The organism is Desulfitobacterium dehalogenans ATCC 51507 (assembly GCF_000243155.2).
Lineage (GTDB): Bacteria > Bacillota > Desulfitobacteriia > Desulfitobacteriales > Desulfitobacteriaceae > Desulfitobacterium > Desulfitobacterium dehalogenans.
Genome location: NC_018017.1, coordinates 1163850 through 1184630 on the forward strand (window position 1 = coordinate 1163850; position 20781 = coordinate 1184630).

18 protein-coding genes are annotated in these 20781 nt (G+C 41.6%); 16 read left to right on the plus strand and 2 right to left on the minus strand.

What is annotated here, in order from left to right:
• Positions 1-5: 5 nt before the first annotated feature.
• Entirely contained in the window at positions 6-602 is a 597-nt protein-coding gene (locus tag DESDE_RS05660) for a superoxide dismutase (RefSeq protein WP_014793082.1), read from the plus strand.
• Positions 603-677: 75 nt separating this feature from the next.
• Here DESDE_RS05660 and DESDE_RS05665 read toward each other — a convergent pair whose 3' ends face one another.
• Positions 678-2855, minus strand: coding sequence for a GGDEF domain-containing protein (locus tag DESDE_RS05665; protein WP_014793083.1), 2178 nt, complete (start codon positions 2853-2855; stop codon positions 678-680).
• Positions 2856-3260: 405 nt separating this feature from the next.
• Between DESDE_RS05665 and DESDE_RS22700 the strand changes: the two genes are divergently transcribed.
• The 4 genes from DESDE_RS22700 to DESDE_RS05685 all read left to right on the plus strand — a co-directional run bounded on the left by DESDE_RS22700 (position 3261) and on the right by DESDE_RS05685 (position 7749).
• Positions 3261-3389 (plus strand): hypothetical protein, encoded by a 129-nt coding sequence (locus DESDE_RS22700; protein WP_014793085.1) that lies wholly within the window; start codon positions 3261-3263, stop codon positions 3387-3389.
• 320 nt (positions 3390-3709) lie between these two features.
• Positions 3710-4414 (plus strand): response regulator transcription factor, encoded by a 705-nt coding sequence (locus tag DESDE_RS05675; protein ID WP_014793086.1) that lies wholly within the window; start codon positions 3710-3712, stop codon positions 4412-4414.
• Positions 4415-4593: 179 nt separating this feature from the next.
• Positions 4594-5253: a phosphate signaling complex protein PhoU gene (gene phoU, locus DESDE_RS05680; RefSeq protein WP_014793087.1), complete on the plus strand. Its 660-nt coding sequence runs from the start codon at positions 4594-4596 to the stop codon at positions 5251-5253.
• 378 nt (positions 5254-5631) lie between these two features.
• The gene (locus DESDE_RS05685) at positions 5632-7749 is read left to right on the plus strand and encodes a methyl-accepting chemotaxis protein (protein WP_014793088.1); all 2118 of its coding nucleotides are present in this window, start codon (positions 5632-5634) and stop codon (positions 7747-7749) included.
• 224 nt (positions 7750-7973) lie between these two features.
• Here the strand turns inward: DESDE_RS05685 and DESDE_RS22705 are convergent, their stop codons facing one another.
• A complete protein-coding gene (locus DESDE_RS22705) occupies positions 7974-8102 on the minus strand; it encodes a hypothetical protein (RefSeq protein WP_014793089.1) in 129 nt (42 codons plus the stop codon).
• A gap of 605 nt (positions 8103-8707) precedes the next feature.
• On the opposite strand from DESDE_RS22705, the gene DESDE_RS05695 reads away from it, so the two are divergent.
• The 11 genes from DESDE_RS05695 (at position 8708) to DESDE_RS05750 (ending at position 20656) form a co-directional block, all read left to right on the plus strand.
• Positions 8708-9715, plus strand: coding sequence for a PstS family phosphate ABC transporter substrate-binding protein (locus DESDE_RS05695; protein WP_014793091.1), 1008 nt, complete (start codon positions 8708-8710; stop codon positions 9713-9715).
• Positions 9716-9808: 93 nt separating this feature from the next.
• The gene (pstC, locus tag DESDE_RS05700) at positions 9809-10729 is read left to right on the plus strand and encodes a phosphate ABC transporter permease subunit PstC (RefSeq protein WP_014793092.1); all 921 of its coding nucleotides are present in this window, start codon (positions 9809-9811) and stop codon (positions 10727-10729) included.
• Between the two features lie 2 nt (positions 10730-10731).
• Positions 10732-11682 (plus strand): phosphate ABC transporter permease PstA, encoded by a 951-nt coding sequence (gene pstA, locus DESDE_RS05705; RefSeq protein WP_014793093.1) that lies wholly within the window; start codon positions 10732-10734, stop codon positions 11680-11682.
• 13 nt (positions 11683-11695) lie between these two features.
• Positions 11696-12475, plus strand: coding sequence for a phosphate ABC transporter ATP-binding protein PstB (gene pstB / locus DESDE_RS05710; RefSeq protein WP_014793094.1), 780 nt, complete (start codon positions 11696-11698; stop codon positions 12473-12475).
• Positions 12476-12795: 320 nt separating this feature from the next.
• Positions 12796-14505, plus strand: coding sequence for a two-component system sensor histidine kinase NtrB (locus DESDE_RS05715; RefSeq protein WP_014793095.1), 1710 nt, complete (start codon positions 12796-12798; stop codon positions 14503-14505).
• Between the two features lie 6 nt (positions 14506-14511).
• On the plus strand, positions 14512-15306 hold the full coding sequence (locus DESDE_RS05720; protein WP_014793096.1) for a lipid II flippase Amj family protein: 795 nt from the start codon (positions 14512-14514) through the stop codon (positions 15304-15306).
• 375 nt (positions 15307-15681) lie between these two features.
• The gene (locus DESDE_RS05730) at positions 15682-16497 is read left to right on the plus strand and encodes a metallophosphoesterase (protein WP_014793098.1); all 816 of its coding nucleotides are present in this window, start codon (positions 15682-15684) and stop codon (positions 16495-16497) included.
• Positions 16498-16581: 84 nt separating this feature from the next.
• Positions 16582-17442, plus strand: a complete 861-nt coding sequence (locus DESDE_RS05735) for an SDR family NAD(P)-dependent oxidoreductase (RefSeq protein ID WP_014793099.1) — start codon at positions 16582-16584, stop codon at positions 17440-17442.
• On the plus strand, positions 17435-18973 hold the full coding sequence (locus DESDE_RS05740; protein ID WP_014793100.1) for an AMP-binding protein: 1539 nt from the start codon (positions 17435-17437) through the stop codon (positions 18971-18973). The genes DESDE_RS05735 and DESDE_RS05740 overlap by 8 nt, the downstream gene beginning before the upstream one ends.
• A gap of 36 nt (positions 18974-19009) precedes the next feature.
• Complete coding sequence (locus DESDE_RS05745) at positions 19010-19576, plus strand: GNAT family N-acetyltransferase (RefSeq protein WP_014793101.1); 567 nt, start codon at positions 19010-19012, stop codon at positions 19574-19576.
• A gap of 159 nt (positions 19577-19735) precedes the next feature.
• Entirely contained in the window at positions 19736-20656 is a 921-nt protein-coding gene (locus DESDE_RS05750) for a MerR family transcriptional regulator (RefSeq protein WP_014793102.1), read from the plus strand.
• Positions 20657-20781: the final 125 nt, after the last annotated feature.

A 20781-nucleotide genomic window follows, 5' to 3' on the forward strand; every position in this document is an offset into this window, starting at 1 on the left:
AGGATATGCCATATCAATTGCCGGAACTACCCTATGCTTACGACGCTTTGGAGCCCCATTATGACGAAGCTACAGTGCGACTTCACCACGATATCCACCACAAAGGCTATGTGGATGGACTGAACAATGCAGAGGCTAAGCTTGCTGAAGCCCGCGAAAAGGGAGATTTTGGTCTGGTCAAGCACTGGGAAAGGGAATTAGCTTTCCATGGCTCCGGACATTTATTGCACACCTTATTCTGGATGAACATGACCCCCAATGGAGGCGGGACTCCATCCGGCTCTTTAGGAGAAAGAATCAGCCAGGACTTTGGCTCTTTTGAAGGGTTTAAGAAACAATTCTCTGCTGCCGCCGTGGCTGTTGAAGGGTCCGGCTGGGCAGTATTGGTCTGGAATCCTGAGTTTGGAAAACTGGAAATACTTCAAGCCGAAAAACATCAGAATCTCACTCAATGGGGTGCTGTACCACTGCTTACGGTAGATGTCTGGGAGCATGCCTATTACCTGAAATACCAAAATAAGCGGGCAGCCTGGGTAGAGACTTGGTGGAACCTCGTCAATTGGTCTGATGTAGCAGAGCGATTTGAAAAGTGTAAAGCTTGACACCAAAGACTAGACATGAGTGTCTGAATTTAAGAAGGACTTAACCCTCTCAGAGCAATGAAGGGGTTAAGTCCTTTATGCTTTCTTATAGTCTTTAAGAATAAGATAGTTCCCTTTATGGTACTTAGCTTCCTTTTTTAATACCGCTAATTCTTCTGAGATCATAGTTGCCGTCAAAGGAGCACTGGAATTTGCATCCACGACCAGTCCGGCTAAGGCCAGGCTTAAATCCTTAGCTCCATAAATCGATTCAATCCGTTGCTGAAAATGGCTTAAGAGATGCTCTCCTAAAAATCTGATATTCGAGTCATTGGAAAGTATCACAAAATCGTCCCCGCCCACATGACCGGTGAAAGCATGAGGGTCGATTTTCTGAGATTCTTGGACCAGAAGTTCTCCAAGAATTTTAATAATAGAATCTCCATGCTGAAAGCCGTAGGTATCATTGAACAGCTTAAATTGATTCAGATCAGCGTAAATAATACCAAAGGTTTTATTGCCGGCCAGACGTAATTTCAATTGCTGTTCAATAGCGATATTTCCGGGAAGCCCGGTTAGTGGACTTGCTCCCCGGGCGATTTGAATCTGAGTATCGGACATGGCTTTGATCAGGGAAGCTACCCGAATCATGCCGATGGGTTTTTGCTGCTGAACGACGACGATACCATCATAGAGATGGGCGTCGGAGCGGGCCATGGCTAAACTGGAGGCAACCTCGATGGGGGTGGTTTCTTCAATGAGCAGGTGCTTGTTGTTCATAAGACTTGTAATGGGCCGTTGACTATAAAGACTGACCCCATAAGGTGTGGCTAGGGCTGTATATAATTTGTCACGCTGGACCACTCCCAGCAGCACTCCCTGATCCGCAACACCGACTAACCAAACCTTGGAATGTACTTCAAAATAATTTTTGACAACATTGACAGTGGTCTGAGGGGCAACCAGGGGCAGGGGTTCTAGAATATTCAAAACGGTCTTCTCAGAATTAAAGCTAAGCCTTTGGTGTGAATTCACAATTCGGGAGACTTGATCCTTAAGTTCAGGACGGGTAAAGGAGGGTTTAGCGATAAAATAACCTTGTACGTAGTCTACCCCCAGCTGGACCACGGTCTGCATTTCCTCCGGGGTCTCCACTCCTTCAGCGAGAATCCGGCAGCCAATCCGCCGGGAAAAGGTTACGAAAGTTTCTAAGAGTGCCCATTTCGTAGGATCCAGATGAATTCCCTGAATTAAGGAGCGGTCTATTTTAAGAAAATCGGGATGCAGTTCTGCAATGGATTGGAGAGAAGAGTATCCTGCCCCTACATCATCCAAGGCAATAAGATACCCTTGTTTTCGGTAATGCTCTAAAGCTTCACGAAAGGTCTCGTAATTTTCTATGGCACTGCGTTCCGTAATTTCCAGGACAACATCTGAGGGGGTTAAACCCTGGGCATCAAGAAGTTTTCGTGTTTGCCCTGAAGAAAACTCAGGGTCGGTAATCACTTGTGGTTCTACATTAAGAAAAAGAAACTCATTGGAGCGAAGAATTTGCGAGGAATTAGCAATAGCCGTTCGACGGCAAATCGTTTCCACAGGATAGAGTTTGCCAATCTTATCGGCAAAAGGAAAAAGGTCAGCGATGCTTGTGAAAGAGCTGGGCTGTTTCAGACGGGCTAAAGCTTCAAAGCCGAAGAATTCACCGCTGATGACATCTAAGATAGGCTGAAAGGCAGAGTGCACATAGTGATCGGGATCTTCCAGAATCCGATCGACTTCCTTGCGCTGAGGAAAGTATAAAGGATCGGGCTCAGATTTATTCAAGAGAAAGGCTTCTTTTAAAGCTCCATAGAGTAAGTAATCCACACTGCGTCCTGGTTGAGAGTTGCATTCCACTAACCCTGCATGAAGAGTCAAGGCTTCCTGAACAAATCGTTGGATTCTTTTATTGATTCGTGATTCTAAAGGGGGGACAAATTCCGAAACCAGCTCGGATATGGACCAGGGAGTGTCTTCAGTGGGAGAAAAATAAAAGATAAAGTCATCTCCCCCTTGATAATCCAGGAGGATGGTATGAAATAGATGGAGATGATTATGAAGGGTATGGTTCATCTCTTTGACCACTTCATCCAAAATCTGAGCGCAGACTCGATAGCCTTGCCGAAATTCGACTTCGTGAAACTTGGCGATATCTAAATAGAGTATCCACAGAGAATAACCACCCTGAAGAAGATGAGATAGTTCTTCCTTATGAGCACTTGAGGTTCTGATCATAGGTAAGAATCCTTTCTGATCGATTTGTTAAATAGTTCATATTAACATAGATTCTATCGGTAGAACCTCAAATTAGAGTTAATAGTGTGTAAAGGAACGATAAATTTATAGTAGCGAAAGTGTGTTGGTAATCGTGGGGTTCATATAACCTACATCTTCACAACTGTATCACGCCTTAATATTTACCATATTGTGGCAATTCCGATAGAGACATCATAAGCTATAGTATCTTCGGGTAAAGGAGGAATTCAAATGACACTCGGTGGTTTTGACGGAGCTGCTTGCGGAACAGGAACAGGACGCTTAGGCGCAGGAATTGCAATCGTAGTTGTAATCATTCTTCTGCTCATTGCTATGGGTATCGTATTCTAAGCTTAAATTAAAAAGTTGGAAGGAGGTCACGTTATGTACGGAATGGGTTACGGCGGAATGGGCGGAGCATGTTGTCCTGGCGGCGGATTTGGTAGTTTTGTAGGAGTTGGGATCATTGCTATTGCGATTCTTATCTTGATTGCTCTTGGTGTAATTTTCTAAAACAATAAAAGGAAGGCCAGGCGAATTGCCTGGCCTTTTTGTTGTCATAAGCGGCCAGTCTATAGTTTGCCTAGCCGCTTTAAATGGAAAAGAGGGAACAGTAATACGTTTAGGATGAAGGCAGACAAACCGGACCTGATATAATCTATGCCTGTCACAAGGACAAGGTGACAATTTTCCATGATAGTAGTAAAAAAACACAAAACCTTTACATAAAGCTAACGCATTCTTAATTTTGGCTTAACAAGAAATCATTATGATAAATAAGAAGAATAAACTAAGTTTGTTTTGATAGGTAATGGATTGTCTTGGAGGATATTATGGTTAAGATTTTGCTCGTTGAAGATGATGTAATCATTCAAGAGCTTGTAACCTACAATCTGCAACGTGAGGGCTATACTGTAATTATTGCCGAAGAAGGGAATTGTGCATTACAGTTATTAAGCAAGGAGAAACCGGATCTTGTACTTTTGGATGTTATGCTTCCAGAATTAGATGGTCTGGAAGTGTGCAAAAAAATCCGAGGGAACCAGGAGACAGCAAGCCTGCCTATCATTATGCTCAGTGCCCGGGATGAGGTGGCTGATCGGGTCATTGGTTTGGAACTCGGTGCTGATGATTATGTCACAAAACCTTTCAGCCCTCGGGAGTTATTAGCGCGGATTAAGGCTCGATTGAGAGAAGAAAAACGTAATTCAACTCCCCAGCCCACTTCTATTACTTGGGGGGATTTAGAGATCTGGCCGGAGAGCTATATGGTCACGGTAAAAGGAGAGTATGTCACCCTTACAGGCAAGGAATTTGATCTATTGCATATTTTTATGAAACGTCCCAACCAGGTCTTCAGCAGAGAGTACCTCTTACAAAAAGTTTGGGGATATACCATAAGCGGGGATACAAGAACTGTCGATGTCCATATAAGTAACCTGAGGAGTAAACTTAAATCTATTTCCCCAATTATTGAATCAGTGCGGGGTGTCGGTTACCGTTTGGCTATAAACTATAGCAAGTCCAAAGATTTTTAAGAGTCTATAGGAATTAAAGAGCAACACTAGTGTTGTGTTTATGAAGTTAAGATATATGGTATAATAAATATATTTCTTAACTAAGAAATAATTATGGTATTTGAGATGCGTTCAGCATCTACTATAGGTAGATTGAGCATAGGTTTGAGACAATGAGTTGAAAAAGGAGGCTTTATAATTTGGCTAACCGGCAAATGTTTGACAAATCATTAGAAGAACTTAATGAGAAAGTTTTTGAATTGGGGAGAAAAGTAAATTCCCGGGTAGATGCTGCCGTAAAATCTCTGGCTAATCAAGATTTCGAGCTGGCCAATAAAGTAGTGACAGGGGATTTGGAGATCAATGAGCTTCAAGCAGACATTGAAGAGACATGCATGCTTTTAATTGCCCAACAGCAGCCTTTCGCTAAGGATTTGCGCAAAATCGTGGCGGCCTTCAAAATTTCTATCAACCTTGAAAGAATAGGAGATTTATCAGTTGATGTGGCGAAACATACCCTTCGCACAGGTGGACAGAAATTGCTGAAACCCCTGGTGGATTTACCGAGAATGTCCGACATAGTTCAGCAAATGGTTCTCAAGGGAATCGAAGCGTATAAGGCGGAAGATGCTGAAGCGGCCCAAGCGATGGCCCTAATGGATGATGAAGTGGATCATCTCTATGCACAAGTCTTTCGTGAACTGCTCGTGTTCATGATGGAAGAGCCCAAAACGATTAATCAAGCCACCTACCTTATTTTTGTGGGAAGATTTCTGGAGCGTATGGGGGATTATTGCACGAACATTGCTGAAGAAGTCGTCTATGTGGAAACTGGAAAAAGATCCGATCTCAATCTCTAAATAAAGAGTCTAGCAGATTACGTAATCGTAAATAAGCGGAAAAAGAGAGCTGCGATTCCTGAAAAGGAGTATAAGCTCTCTTTTTATTTCTCGGAAAAAATATGGATAAAAAAATACCGCTATAAATAAAGCGGTAGCGGTGCGAGGAAGATTCCTCATCTATATGAAAAGTAAGAAGGATGTTGTTGTCATTACTATATCAGCCAATTGTTAAATCTAAATGTTAAAAATATAAAAATTATGTAAATATAAAATCCTGCAAAGTCAATGCCCAGATTATCGCCATATAGTTTACACAAACTTTACATGAAAGAAACGAAGCCCATACAATCCAATGCTACACTGACCCTGAGGATAGTTTAGGGTTGGGGGTTCAAAATGAAAAAAATAGGTTCAAAAGCTGAGGGTATTCATTTAGATAATTTAAAAATTCATAACAAATTAATACTTATGGTACTGCTTACTGTACTTATCCCCCTAATGGTCTTAAGCCTGATATTTATGAATAATGCCAGTAATAAAATCAAGGAACAGATCATCAATGCCAATGAGTTGTATGCCACCTTAACCAAGGAAAGAATGAATGATTATTTTTACAACCGGGAAGCCGATGCCCGGATTTTAGCCGGCTCAAAGGTTATCGGTGAAGGAATTGCCAAACTTAATGGTTTCAATTATACCAAACTTGAATTGGAAGAGTTAAACCAGAATTTTAAGGAGTTCCTCAATGTCGCTTTAGAAAGTCATGATTATACGGATATCGTTATTACAAATAAGTACGGAGAGATAGTTTTTAGCAATAACTATGAAAAAAATGACATAGCCCCCGTCATCTTCTCCGGGGATTTTAATCAGAAAGCAATGAAGGGAGAGCAAAATTGGTCGCCAATATTCAGGAACACCTTCATTGATGATAATCTCATTGTTTTGGCTACTCCTATCTATTTAAATCCGAATGAGACAACCCCCAGCGGTGTTCTTAATATTGTTTTAAATCAAGCCAAAATCAACGAAATAGTTCAAAATGGCATCGATAAGCTGGGGATATCAGGAGAATCCTATTTAATTGATGCTAAAGGATTACTTCTCACCAATACGATGAAAGAGCAAGCTTCCGTACATATTCCTCTAAAAGATTCAATTGCAACTGAAGCAGTAAATAGTCTCACTGAACCACTCCTCAATGAAACGGCGGATTTCAACAAAACCACTACTTATAAAAGTTATTCGGGAAAATCGGTTATCGGCACTCTATCCGTAGCTAGGATTGGCGATTATCCCGCAGGTTTAGTTATTGAGGTCGAAGAGGGGGAGGCCTATAGCAGTATAGCCGACCTGAGAAGAAGCCTGGGGATAATGGTTGCATTCATTATATTAGTGGCCATTAGTTTAGCCATTTATTTGGCACGATCCATAAGTAAGCCCATCGGTCGGGTTATTGGAGTCACCAATGAAATTGCCAACTATCAATTGAAAAGCGCCAATATAGATGAGGTGGAGATAGCCCGCAAAGATGAGATAGGGGACTTGGAGAGAGCAATTACAAAAATCAGAGATAACTTAAAAAGTATTATTGAAGAGGTTGAGAAATCAGCCGGCGAAGTCGCCTCTTCATCTCAGGAGCTTAAGCTGAATGCCCAGCAATCTTCTCAGGCAATAGAGCAGGTCGTTAAGAATACTACAACAATAAGCGAAAGAACTCTGGAACAGGCTCAAGTTGTTCGCGAAAGCTCCGAGAAATCCAGGGAATTAAGCAATGTCATCATGGAGGATATTGGGAATTTGGAGGAAATGACTAAAGCCACGAATGATGTAAATCAACAAATAAACTCCGGACTTTTAATAATTGAAGTTTTATCAACTATTACAAATGAATCCAGTGAAGCAAACAATGAAGTCTATTCAAGTATTACCCAATCCAATGAAAGTTCTAAAAAGATCGAAAAAGCTAGTCAGCTGATCACGAGTATTGCTGAGCAGACCCATTTACTGGCTTTAAATGCGGCCATTGAGGCAGTAAGGGCCGGTCAACATGGCAGAGGATTTGGGGTGGTTGCTGATGAGATCAGAAAGCTGGCTGAGCAATCGAAGGAATCCACAAACATTATTGATAGAATCGTGAGGGAATTGAAAAGGGATAATGCTCAAGCTGTGCAAACGATGGCGAAATTAGTGAACATTAATCATGAACAAGTGGAGAGTGTGAGAGTCACTAAAGAGAAGTACTTAGAAATCGCCAAAGCTATCAAAAAAGTTGAGGAGAGAGTGCGGATCTTGAATGAATCCAGTCTGGATATGGATAGTATGCGTTTTGAAGTTGAAGAGAAACTTAAGCAATCCGTTCATATGACAGAAGAGAATTCCGCAGGCATAGGTAAAGTATCGGAATCAATGGAAGAACAAGCGGCATCGATACAGATGATTACAAGTGCTTCGGAAATATTGGATGAGTGTGCGCAACATCTTCAGGTTTTGGTGAGCCAATTTAAACTGTAGAGTACATTTCCTTTCCTCTTCTCAAGCGGCTAGGTGAACTATAGACTAGTCGCTTTTGACAAAGAAAAGGCCAGGCAAATTGCCCTGGCCGTGCACGTTTATCACACGAAAAATGGGAAGAATGGAAAAAATGGAAAAAACGGGAAGAAAAATGGGAAGAAAAACGGGGAAAATCTGGAACGTCTAAATCCGACCATAAGGACCTTCTCCTTTCTTTTATTGATTTAGAAGATTACACCAAGAGCAATCAGGATAAGAATCGCAATAGCAATGATCCCAACGCCGACAAAACTGCCAAATCCGCCGCCAGGACAACATGCTCCGCCCATTCCGAAAGAACCCATTCCGTACATAAAGTGACCTCCTTTCAATCTTTAATTTAAGCTTAGAATACGATACCCATAGCAATGAGCAAAAGAATGATTACAACTACGATTGCAATTCCTGCAAATTTCTCACCATGGTGACCTGCTCCGTCAAAACCAAATGCCATCAAAATAACCTCCTTTGCCGTTAGATAGTGTATAATATGCTTTGTCTATAGGGTTTGCCACAATATGGTAATTATGCCAGTGCTTGTAACACTCTCCCGGACATGGCATATAATTATAGTGGGTGCCGAAACCATAGCCATTGCCTCATCATAAATAGAAACCTGGCCTGCCGAAGCCAGGTTTCTGCTTTTATATGGAAAAAACTTTGTCAAAAATAGCTTCTGAATTCTCTTGGTTTTTATGGGTAATATACATAAAAGATACAAAAATGGGCTCTAACCTTTGAAATAAGCGATTTAAATCTTAACTTAAACTTAACAAAGCGTTAACTTCAAGAAAACATTGACTTGCTATACTTGGATTAGCAAATGAGGAAAATACCATTTGCTGAAGATGAGAGTGCAAAATTTCGAAGGCACCTTCGCAAAGGAAAAGAACGATTTGAAAACAGGAGGTTTTAATTGATGTTTAAAAAGAAAGTTCTGGCAGCAATAGTAGGAATGGGTATGGTTTTCTCTTTAGCCGGCTGCGGTCAAACCAATGAACAAACCAACCAACCCTCGGGAGCCAATAACAATCAAGCCCAAGTTGAAAAATTAAGCGGTGGCGTCATCATTGATGGTTCAGGTACGGTTTATCCTTTAATGGCTCATATCGCTGAAGAATACATGACCAATGTTCAATCCAATGTCAGTGTACAAGTCGGACGTGCCGGATCCAGTGCTGGTTTTAAAAAGTTCATTCCGGGAGAAACGGATTTTGCCGATGCTTCAAGAAAAATCAAGAATGCTGAAGTTGAAGAACTGAAGGGTAAAGGAATGGAAATGGACAAGAACGTCATGGAGATTAAACTCGCTTACGACGGATTGACCATTGTCATCAATAAAAACAACGACTGGGCAAAAGAGATGACCGATGACGAAATCATCAAAATGTTTACTTCTAAAGCGGTTAAAGCGGACGACAAAGTCCTTTGGTCTGATATTCGCTCCGAATGGCCTAAGGAAGAAATCAAATTCTATGGACCCAATGAAAACCATGGAACCTACGAGTTCTTCTATGAAACTATCCTGGAGAAAAAAGACTTAGTGTCCACCGTAAACCTGCAACAAGAATATTCTACTTTGGTGGACTTGGTTTCCCAAGATAAAAATGCCATTGCCTTCTTCGGATATGGATACTATGCATCGAACACCAATAAATTAGCCGCTGTTAAAGTAGATTTTGGCAAAGGACCTGTTGAGCCAGCCCTGAATACGATTGGTGAAGATCTTGACTATGCCGGATTTACCCGACTTGTCTACACCTATCTGAACCTTAACTATGCTAAAGAAAAGCCACAGGTATTGGATTTTGCCAAATATGTGGTATCTCCCGAAGGTGCGGGTAAATTAGCAGCAGATAACGGTTTTGCTCCCCTGCCTGACTCAGTTTATGCAGAGTATGCTTCAGCCTTAAAAGCACTTAAGTAATCGAGCCGTCACATAATTTTAGGGTGGGAAGTTTCTCGAATTTCTCATCCTAGAATTTTTGTGTTTCATAATGAACAGAGCTAGAGGTGAATTATGGAGGATACACAAGTAAGAGATACGATTCGAGGCAATATTGCTAATAAGAAACATACCTCCGATAAGGTTATGCCGGGCTTCTTCTTACTCATGGCATCCATATCCGTGCTTACAACCCTGGGTATCGTCATTATCTTAGTAACGGATGCCAGCAAATTTTTTAGTGCGGTTCCCTTAAAGGAAGTATTCAGTACTCAATTAGCACCTTTAAGAGAAACCCCTTCTTTCGGGATGCTGCCGTTGATCAGCGGTACCCTGATGACCACGCTCATTGCCATGTTGGTAGCAGTGCCGATAGGTCTGGCGGCGGCGATTTTTTTAAGTCAATTTGCTTCAGACAAATTGAGAAGACTGCTTAAGCCTTTGATGGAAATCCTGGCGGGTATCCCCACCATCGTGTACGGATTTTTTGCTTATTCTTTTGTTACTCCGTTGCTCATGAACATCATTCCTTCACTACAGGCTAAAAACGCATTGAGTCCTGGAATTGTTATGGGAATTATGATTATACCCATGGTGGCTTCCTTATCGGAGGATGCTATGAACTCAGTGCCGGAAATCATTAGGGAGGGCTCTTTAGGCTTAGGTGCTACGAGGCTGGAAACCACCTTCAAGGTCATTATTCCCGGGGCGATTTCCGGAATCATGGCTTCCATTGTCTTAGCAATATCCAGAGCCATAGGCGAGACCATGATTGTAACCATCGCCAGCGGCAGCTCTAAGAATTTCACTCTTGATATAACTCAGTCCATGCAGACCATGACTGCTTATATCGTGGAATTTACCAGTGGGGATGCCGGAAGCGGAACCTTAGGCTATTACAGTCTCTACGCGGTAGGTTTGCTGCTCTTTATCTTTACTTTGGGGATCAACCTTCTTGCCCAGTATATTTCCCGTAAGTACAGGGAGGTGTATTGACCATGAGCATAAGTCATGAAAGCCCGTTGTCACAAGCAGAAAGCACAGAGTTGGAAAACGACGAACTTAGCAATCGCCCTAAGTTCATGATCGACAGTAAACGTATTGGAAACAGAATAAGACTGAACAATATTTTGAAGCATGTATTCTCCTTTTCTACAGTGTTCTCCATTTTAGTATTAGGCGTTCTCCTTTATCAAGTCGGGTTGGATAGTGTTGGCTGGCTTGATCTTCAATTCCTGACGAGCAATCTTTCCATATTTCCTCACAAGGCTGGAATTTACGGAGCTATCATTGGAACCGTACTGATGATGCTGATTGTCATACCTGTCACCACGATTCTCGGTGTCTCCACGGCTATTTATCTGGAAGAATACGCGAAAAAGGGCAGGCTTCACTATTTGATTAATGTCAATATATCGAATTTAGCCAGTGTACCTTCTGTTATCTTCGGACTATTGGGTTTGACGGTGTTCGGAAGACTGATGAATCTGGGATCAAGCATTTTAGCCGGGGGCCTTACAATGTCTCTGCTGGTGCTCCCTATTGTGGTAGTAGCCGCACAGGAAGCCATCCGGGCCGTACCGGATTTTTTGAGAGAGGCATCTTATGCCATGGGTGCCAACAAATGGACCACAGTGAGAAAGGTTGTTCTCCCAGTGGCGATTCCAGGTATTTTGACCGGTACAATTTTAGCTATATCCAGAGCAATTGGGGAAACGGCACCTTTGGTTGTGTTAGGAATTCCTACACTTATCATGAAGATTCCATCCTCAGTGCTGGATGATTTCACCGTATTACCGATCCAAATCTATTATTGGACCTTGGATTCTGTGTTAAAACCCGAGTATGCTAATCTGGCTGCGGCAACGATTATTGTCTTGCTTATCATATTATTTTTAATGAACTCTGTGGCAATTATCATACGGAACAAGTTCCAACAACGCTTCTAACAGGAGGAAATTAATGACGAAAGTTATAAGTAAGAATGAGAATGTTGTTTTTGATGTTAAAGGGCTGAATCTATGGTATGGAAACGATCAAGCCCTGAAAAACATCACGATGCAGATTAAAAAGAATAAGGTCACAGCGATTATCGGTCCTTCCGGGTGCGGGAAGTCAACCTTTATCAAAACCCTTAACAGAATGATCGAAAATATACCTATCGTCAGAACCACCGGAGAAATTATTTATCAAGGACAAAATATTTTTGATAATTCAGTTCGGGTGGAGGAGTTGCGCACAAAAGTCGGCATGGTTTTTCAAAAACCCAATCCATTCCCGAAATCTATTTTTGCCAATGTGGTCTATGGACCTCGTATCCATGGGATCAGGGATAAAAAGCTTTTGATGGATATTGCAGAGACCAGCTTGAGAAATGCGGCATTATGGGATGAAGTAAAAGATAGGCTCCACGATAATGCTTACGGTCTTTCAGGAGGTCAGCAGCAGCGCTTATGTATCGCAAGATGTTTGGCAGTGCAGCCTGATGTCATTTTGATGGATGAGCCTACTTCGGCCTTAGATCCCATAGCCACCTATAAGATCGAGGAACTGATGGAGAGCTTGAAAAAGCACTATACCATCGCCATCGTAACCCACTCCATGCAACAGGCTGCCCGGATATCCGATGATACGGCTTTTTTCCTTATGGGAGACCTTATTGAGTTTGATAAAACGACGGAGATATTCTCTAACCCGAAAGATAAGCGGACGGAAGATTATATCACTGGCAGAATAGGGTAGGGCCTGCTCAGCGCAGATGAGAAGATTGCCTAAATATGAAACAGCTCTAATAAAATATCCTTAAAAGTACCCATGAACCCATGAAGAAGAAGAAACATACTCTTTATGGGTTTTTTGCTGTGTTATCTCTTAGGCAGCTCTCAGACCAGAATTGTATTAAGGGGACCAATTGACTGGTAAAAAAGTACCAATTAGGACAAGGAAAATAGTGCAAAAGTATGGTAAATGTTGTATTTTAGAAGTAATGTTCTTACACACCATGAAATGTCGGAAACTAGTCTAAAAGCTCAGCATAGCTGAGGGAGGGAGAGAGACGACTAATGCGCACAAAATTGCCTGAAGACTATGAGGTTGTCTTCGATTTTGCAGCAATTGGTATGGCATTATTGTCCTTGGATGAAGAATTTTTAAAGGTTAATACTAATTTTCATGAGTTTTTTGGCTATAATGGCAATGAATTTGCTGAAATGACATTTACGGAGCTGGTCCATCACGAAGATAGCTCGATGGTCATCGAAGAAATTAAAAAGCTTCTGTCAGGGCAAATACCTACATTCCATTTGGAAAGTCGATTTCTTCATAAATCGGGCGAGATAAAATGGGGATTATTCAGCTTCTCTCTTGTTCGTGATGGGAAAGGAGATCCTCTCTATGCAATAGTACAGATTCAGGATATAACGTCCAGAAAGCGCATGGAGGACGATCTAAGCTATCGGGTAGAGTTTGAAAGATTTGTTACGACGATGTCGACGAGGTTTATCAATTGCCCGGTAGACAAAATCGATGAAGAAATAATCAGCGCTTTAGAAAAGATTGGTCAGTTCTTAAAGGCAGGCCGCATATTCATTGATCATCCGTCGGGGATAACTCCATCCTCAACTCAGGAATTAGCGGAGCCCTTTTCTGATGAAGATAGTCGCCTCATAAAAATAGTGGGGGAAGTAATATTCAACGCTATCCAGAGGAAACAAACAGAGATCGCGCGTCAGAACTCTGAGCAGTTGATATCAGCTGCTTTTGCAGGGAGTCCTGCTCTGATGATGATACTATCTATAGAAGGAAGAGGAGTAATCGATGTCAATAAAACCTTTATTGAAGCTCTAGGCTACGACCGAAATGAATTGCTTAATATAAACATTGATGAACTTTCAAGCTTGGTTCGACCAAGTGACTATGAACGTATCTATGAATGTTTAAGTCAGTATGGTAGTGTACTTAATCGTGAGATTGAGATGATTACCAAATCCGGGGCGAAAAGAAAGGGCCTTTTTTCAGCTGAAAAGATAATGATCGGGAATCAAATGTGTCTATTGCTGGTCAGCCAGGATATTACGGAAAAGAAGCGTTTAGAAAAGGAAATGGTACGCCTAGAGCGTCTTAACCTAATCGGTCAAATGGCAGCGGGCATCGGCCATGAGATCCGCAATCCCATGACGACTGTAAGAGGTTATTTGCAATATCTTTCTAAAAAGGACAAATACTCCGACCAAGTAGAGACCTTCCAGTTGATGATTGAAGAACTTGACCGGGCTAATGAAATCATCACGGAATATTTATTTCTAAGCCAGGACAGAGTGGTCGATTTCAAGCGCCTGAATCTAAACACCATTATCCATCATTTATATCCCTTGTTATCCGTTCATACGAAGATAGAAGATATGAATATCAAACTGAATTTAGGTTCCATACCCGATTTATATCTGGATGAGAAGGAGCTTCGTCAGCTCATCCTGAACCTGGCCCGCAATGGTCTGGAAGCCATGTCGGCCAAAGGCACCCTTACTATAGCTACCTATTCTCAACAAGGGAATGTTATACTTGAAGTAGAAGATCAAGGGACAGGAATACCCAATGACATAAAAGATAAGATCGGAACCCCTTTTTTTACCACAAAACTCAATGGTACCGGTCTCGGTATGGCCATATGCTACAGCATAGCTGCCCGGCATAATGCCACGATTGGCTTTCAATCCAGCCCCCAGGGGACGAAGGTAAGGGTGAAGTTTCAGGGGTGTAGGGGAGTGTCGTAAAATACAATGGAAACTATTTTATGGGAATTGATGATTTTAACGTTTATTATCCACCTTATTGACACCCTTTCCTACTCGGTCAGACTTAACTCGGTCAAAAGTGGACAGTTCGCCTTGTCGTTTTCCTTATTCAACCTGTTTGTGCTTGTTTCCCGTACGGCTAATATGTTTCAAGCCCCTTTAATCGGATGGATCATTGGGGAAAGCCTTTCAACAGGAATTGACCCTATGAACGACATACGGAAGGTAATTTTCGCTTCGACAATAGGAACATTGTTTGGAATTCTATTGATCCCAACATTTTTGAGACTATTTGAGGTCGCTGTAAAACGGCTGGAGACAACCGGTTCGGTTCCACTGTTAGTGATCGAAGCCTTGCATATTAATAATGTGAAGCGCATCTTAAAAAGAGCTACCCGGCCCAACAAAACGATGTTAGAAAGGCTCAGATATCGGGAAATTCCGAAGAGACTGCTTATCATAAATTCATTGGTAACAGGAATTTATACAGTCGGGGTTCTTGCGGCTAACTATTCGGCATTATTAGTGGCAGAACAGTACAGAATCGCGGCAGTAGGTTCCTCGGGGATGATTAATGGCTTTGCGACAATTTTGCTGACATTGTTTATTGACCCGAAATCCGCTGTAATTACGGATCAAGCGTTAAGGGGAGACAGGCCGTATGGTGATGTGAAAGCCCTGGTCATTTTGCTGATCGCCTCTAAGTTAATTGGCACAATGCTGGGACAAGCGATATTTCTGCCGGCAGCAAAAATTATTGCCAGTTTCTATGGGATGTGAGGAAGGAGGGCATTTGCGTTGAACTGCCAATATCAATCCGCTAGGCCGGTGCCCCGTTTAAGATTACGCACATTTTCAGGTAAGCTATATTTCACCTGGCGGCGGTATTTACAGTGGCTATTAAACCGAGCCACCCGATATGCTTTAACCTCAAGAGAGAGTGATTTTTCTAATGTTGTGGCGGCCCACAAAGCACCCTTATACAGACGATTACGCAATGTTGATATGTGGCTGCAGGAAAATAAAGTAACGAACTTGAAGCTGGCATGTGGAAAGCTTAATGAGGTGATACTAAAGCTATTATGATGGTTGAGCCGTTGCTTGAAGAGGGAAGAGAGTAGCTATCAAACCAAATGAAATGCAGGAGGAGCGTTTTTGGCAAATAAACGTATATCACGCAGAACATTTATCATCGGTGGGATAGGATTGCTATCCTACCTGTACTTTAATGTCCATTCCGTTGCCGTAAAACACTATACTATTGTCATTAATGATCTGCCCAAAGAGTTTGAGGGCTTTACAATTCTTCATTTGACGGATTTACATGCCAAAAAGTATGGTGATAAGCAGGATAAGCTTATCAATATGATTAATCGCCAGAAATTCGATATGGTAGCGATGACCGGCGATTTTATAGATAAAGATAATCCTGATGTTGAACCTACTTTGGATCTGATTCGTGGATTAGAATCCAAGCCTATTTTCTTTGTACCGGGGAATCACGAGTGGAGGCATGATTTTAGAATTAAGCCTATTTTAGAGGGTCATGGGGTAAAGATTTTAGACAACAGGAACTATAAATGTGCAAAGGGGAACTCCTATCTTTGGATAGCAGGTGTCGATGATCCCTATTTGCATAGAGATGAGTTGGATCAGGCACTTCATGGCATCGCAGATTCTCAGCCTAAAGTATTATTGGCCCATGCACCAAATATTTTTATGTCTGCAGCTGAGTCCGATATTGAGTTGGTATTAGTGGGACATACACATGGTGGTCAAGTAAGGCTTCCTATAATAGGGGCGATAGTGGCTCCAGGTCAAGGACTTTTTCCAAAATACGATTATGGACATTTCACGACGGGTTCTACAAATATGATCATTAATGGCGGCTTAGGAGAGAGTACCTTGCCATTACGATTTTGCAGTCGGCCAGAAATCGTTCTTGTTAAACTGGTTTCCAGTCCCCAATAGACCCTAGCTTCAAAAATAAAGGTTGATTTCTATAAAGATGACTTAAAAGAATGCTGACAATTACTTTGGAAAAAAGGGGCAATTATGTATAACAAGAGTTTATGGGAAGCTTTCTTATTCCCTCCTATACATATAGACAGAAGAAGGCTTGAAGCAAAACTTAAGGGCAAGACAATTCTTATTACAGGTGCCAGTTCCGGCATAGGGGAAGAATTAGCTTACCAATTGGCAGAGATAGATTGTCATTTGATTTTAGTGGCAAGAACTGAGGAAAAGCTCATCAGAGTGAAACAAGAAATTGAACAAAAAGAAGCCAAAGTAAGCATTTTTCGAGCTGACCTTAGAGATCCTGAAAAGGTGATGGAATTATTAAAGTTCATTCATCAATTGCCCGATGGTTTGGACTTATTCGTCAGCAATGCCGGTTTATCAATAAAGCGATCGATTAACGATTCTTTAGACCGCTATCATGACTTTACCCGAACCATGGCCATCAATTATTTTGCACCGGTTCAATTATTATTGTCCCTTATTCCTCTCCTTGAGAAAAATAAGGGACATATTATTAATCTCTCTACGATCAATGTTTTGCTCTTACCTGTGCCCCATTGGGCCGCCTATCAGGCATCAAAATCAGCCTTTGATACCTGGTTTCGAGCGGCAGCTTCGGAGCTGAATGCTATGGGGATTGCCACGTCATCAGTGTATCTGCCCCTGGTTAGAACTCCTATGATTTTGCCTACAGAGGCCTATCAAAAGCTTCCTGCCATGAGTCCGGAGCATGTAGGGAAAATTGTTTCTAAGTTAATATATACACAAAAACCAAAATACAGGCCCTGGTGGTTGCTGCCCGGACAATTCGTATCAATTATGTTTAGAGGAATCTGGGAATTTGCTGCACCGGCTATTTTAAGAAAGCGAAAACAAGGTAGACATCATGGTTAGATTGATCGATGTTTTATTTAAAATAGGACTGTTTTCACCCTTAAGGCTCTATAGCTTTGCTAGTGCTCTCCATAAATATGGAATAAACATCATGGCTTTATTGAGTTTTGCTGAAAAGGCATATGGGAAAAAGATAGGGCTGGTCGATGACAACGAAACATTGACTTACAAAGAATTGTATTTACAGTCTAAAGAGCTTTCTTTTATTTTGAGAGAAAAATATCAACTGAGAAGGGGCCATAAGGTAGGGTTTATATGTAAAAACCATGCTTCCTTAGTGAAAGCTATATTCGCTGTTTCTCAATCAGGAGCGGATATCTATTTGCTTAATGCTGAAATGAGCTGCAGTCAGTTTAATAATTTATTAGATCAAACGGATTTCCACTTGCTTATCTATGATTTTGAATCAAGTCCTTTGCTTGAAGGTTCAGCGTATAAAAAGGATAAGCTTTTGAGTTATCACGAGGATTTACCAGCGATCAATAACTTGCTTAATCTAAGCCTCCCTGAAAATCCGAAAATAAAGCGTTCCTTAACCGGAAAGCTGGTGATATTAACGGGAGGTACAACGGGGAATGCCAAGGCAGCAGTCCATCAACCTTCACTTCGCAACTATTTGAATCCATTCGTAACTTTAATAAACAGACTGAAGCTCGTAAATTATCGTACTGTTTATATAGCCACCCCAATTTATCATGGCTATGGAATAGCAGTTTTACTGGTGTTCATCATTTTGGGGAAAAAGGTGATCATCCAAAAAGGTTTCAATGTGGTCAAAGCATGCCACCTTATTCGCAAGCACCAGGTTGAAGTGGTGACCGTTGTACCCTTAATGATCTATAAAATGTTAAAACAAAACCCTGAGGATTTGAAATCCCTTGCTTGCATTGTTTCAGGTGGGGCGGAACTCAATCCCAGAGTGGTCAGGGAGACGGCGGAGAAATTAGGAGATGTCTTGTATAATTTGTATGGAACCTCAGAGGCGGGTTTAAATATCATAGCCACACCCCAGGATTTAAGGTGCTCGGCAAATACCCTTGGGAAAAAAATCAAAGGTGTTCGGCTAAAAATAATGGATGGAAACAAAAATAAAGTTCCTGTTGGCAGTGTGGGCCAATTCTGCATTAAAAACAGGTGGTCCATGGGAAACAAAAGCAATCCATGGATTGAAACAGGTGATTTAGGCTATTGTGATCATCAAGGATATTACTTTTTATGTGGCAGGGCCGATGACATGGTGGTTTCGGCAGGGGAAAATGTTTATCCTGCTGACCTGGAGCAGGTACTAAGAGATCATCCTCACATAGAAGAGGTGGCGGTAATCGGAATCCGAGATGAAGGATTTGGGCAAAGGCTGAAGGCGTTTGTACTTCCTGAAGAGGGAGCCGGTTTAACCGAGGAGGAGCTTTTGGAATGGCTGCGCCCAAGAGTTGCACGATTTCAGGTTCCCAAGGAAATAACCTTTGTTCAAGAAATGCCTTATACTTCCTTGGGTAAGCTTGATAAGAAGCTGTTAAGAAGTAATGATTGACACTGCCATTGGGCAGCTGAGATAGGAGGTAATGCTATGAGACATATTGGAACGAAAAAACTGGAAACCGAGCGGTTGATCTTACGCAAGTTTGAACTAAATGACGCAGAAGCGATGTTTAGGAATTGGGCCAGTGATGCGGAAGTAACGAAATATCTGATATGGCCTCCCCATGACAATGTCGCGGTCTCCTTGGAAGTATTGAAGGACTGGATTAGTCAATATAAAGACCATAAGTTCTATCAATGGGCAATTGTGTGCAAAGAAAATGGGCCTGAGCCTATTGGCAGTATCAGCATTGTAAAAATGGATGAGCGTATTGGCATGGTTCATGTGGGTTATTGCCTAGGTAAAAGATGGTGGGGTAAGGGTGTTGCCTCTGAGGCACTTGCAGAGTTAATACGTTTTTTCTTTGAAGAGGTTGAAGTGAATAGGATTGAATCCAGGCATGATCCGCGCAATCCTAACTCAGGAAGAGTAATGAAAAAATGCGGGTTGGTGTACGAAGGGACTGTGAAGCAAGGGGACTGGTGCAATCAAGGAATCTGCGATTGCTCAATGTATGGACTTGTTGCGGAAGACTATTATTCAAGCAAGAAATGAAAAGTGGTTTGAAGTATCAAAATCAAAGGGAGGAGTTAACTTAATGATGGAGAGATAAAGGGATATAACCTTTTGGATTATAAAAAGAATTAGTTTTTAGAGAGGATGCTTGACCGTCACCTTAGGGGATGCCTTAAGCTTAATTTGGAGGTGACCACTATGCAGATTAGTGAAATCTGTCAGCTAACCGGGTTAACCAAGAAAGCCATCGAATATTATCAGGGCAAAGGATTAGTATCTCCCCTAATACAAGAGAATGGATATAGGGAGTTCAGCCATGATGATGTAGAGAAGCTGAGGGTAATAGCATTATTTAGAAAGCTGGATCTAACCACAGATGAGATTAAGCAAGTGTTAGAGAGTAATGACAAGAAATCCGCGCTGAAGATGGTTAAGCAAGTAAAGCAAATTCAAGCAAAGGCCAGACTTACCCAGATAGAATTGCTTGAGGAACTGGTTCATAATGAAAATATGGAGATGATTCAGGATAAGATCAGTATATTAGAGCAACAGGCTTCCATTAAAGAAAAATTGCTAATGTCCTTTCCCGGGTACTATGGACATTATATTAGTTTTCATTTTGGCCAATTTCTGAACGAGCCAATAAAAACGGACGAACAGAAACGAATGTATGCAGTCATAGTTGAGTTTTTAGATAACATGGAATCACTGGAAATTCCTGATGAACTCCAGCCCTTTCTGGATCAGGTGGATCAGTACACGGATGATAGGCTTGAAACCCTATCTTTGAATGTGCAGATCGCTTTTGACGATTTTGAAACCTACTGGGAAAACTACAAAGAAAGTATAGCTCAATATGTAGAATTTAAAAAATCAGAGAGCTATCAAAACTCAGGGATGGCACAACTTATGCATTTATTTCGTCAATTTGGTGAGACAAGCGGATACTATGAAGTGTTTATCCCAGCTATGCGCAAATTAAGTCCTTCCTATGATGCTTACTATATGAAAATGCTCCAAGCCAACGAAAAGCTGATAGAGAAAATGCCGGACTTGAGAAATGGAAGTATTTCCAAAGCAGGTCATCCGGGGTATAATCATCTTAGGGATGGAGAGTAAATGCCGGATTACCGAAGAAGCCTGAAGAGAATACGATTTAGCAATACGAGGCTGACAGGTACTGTTAGCCTTTTATTTTACATATTTGACTGCTAATTTGGTTTGCGCGCATAAGGATGTCTGAA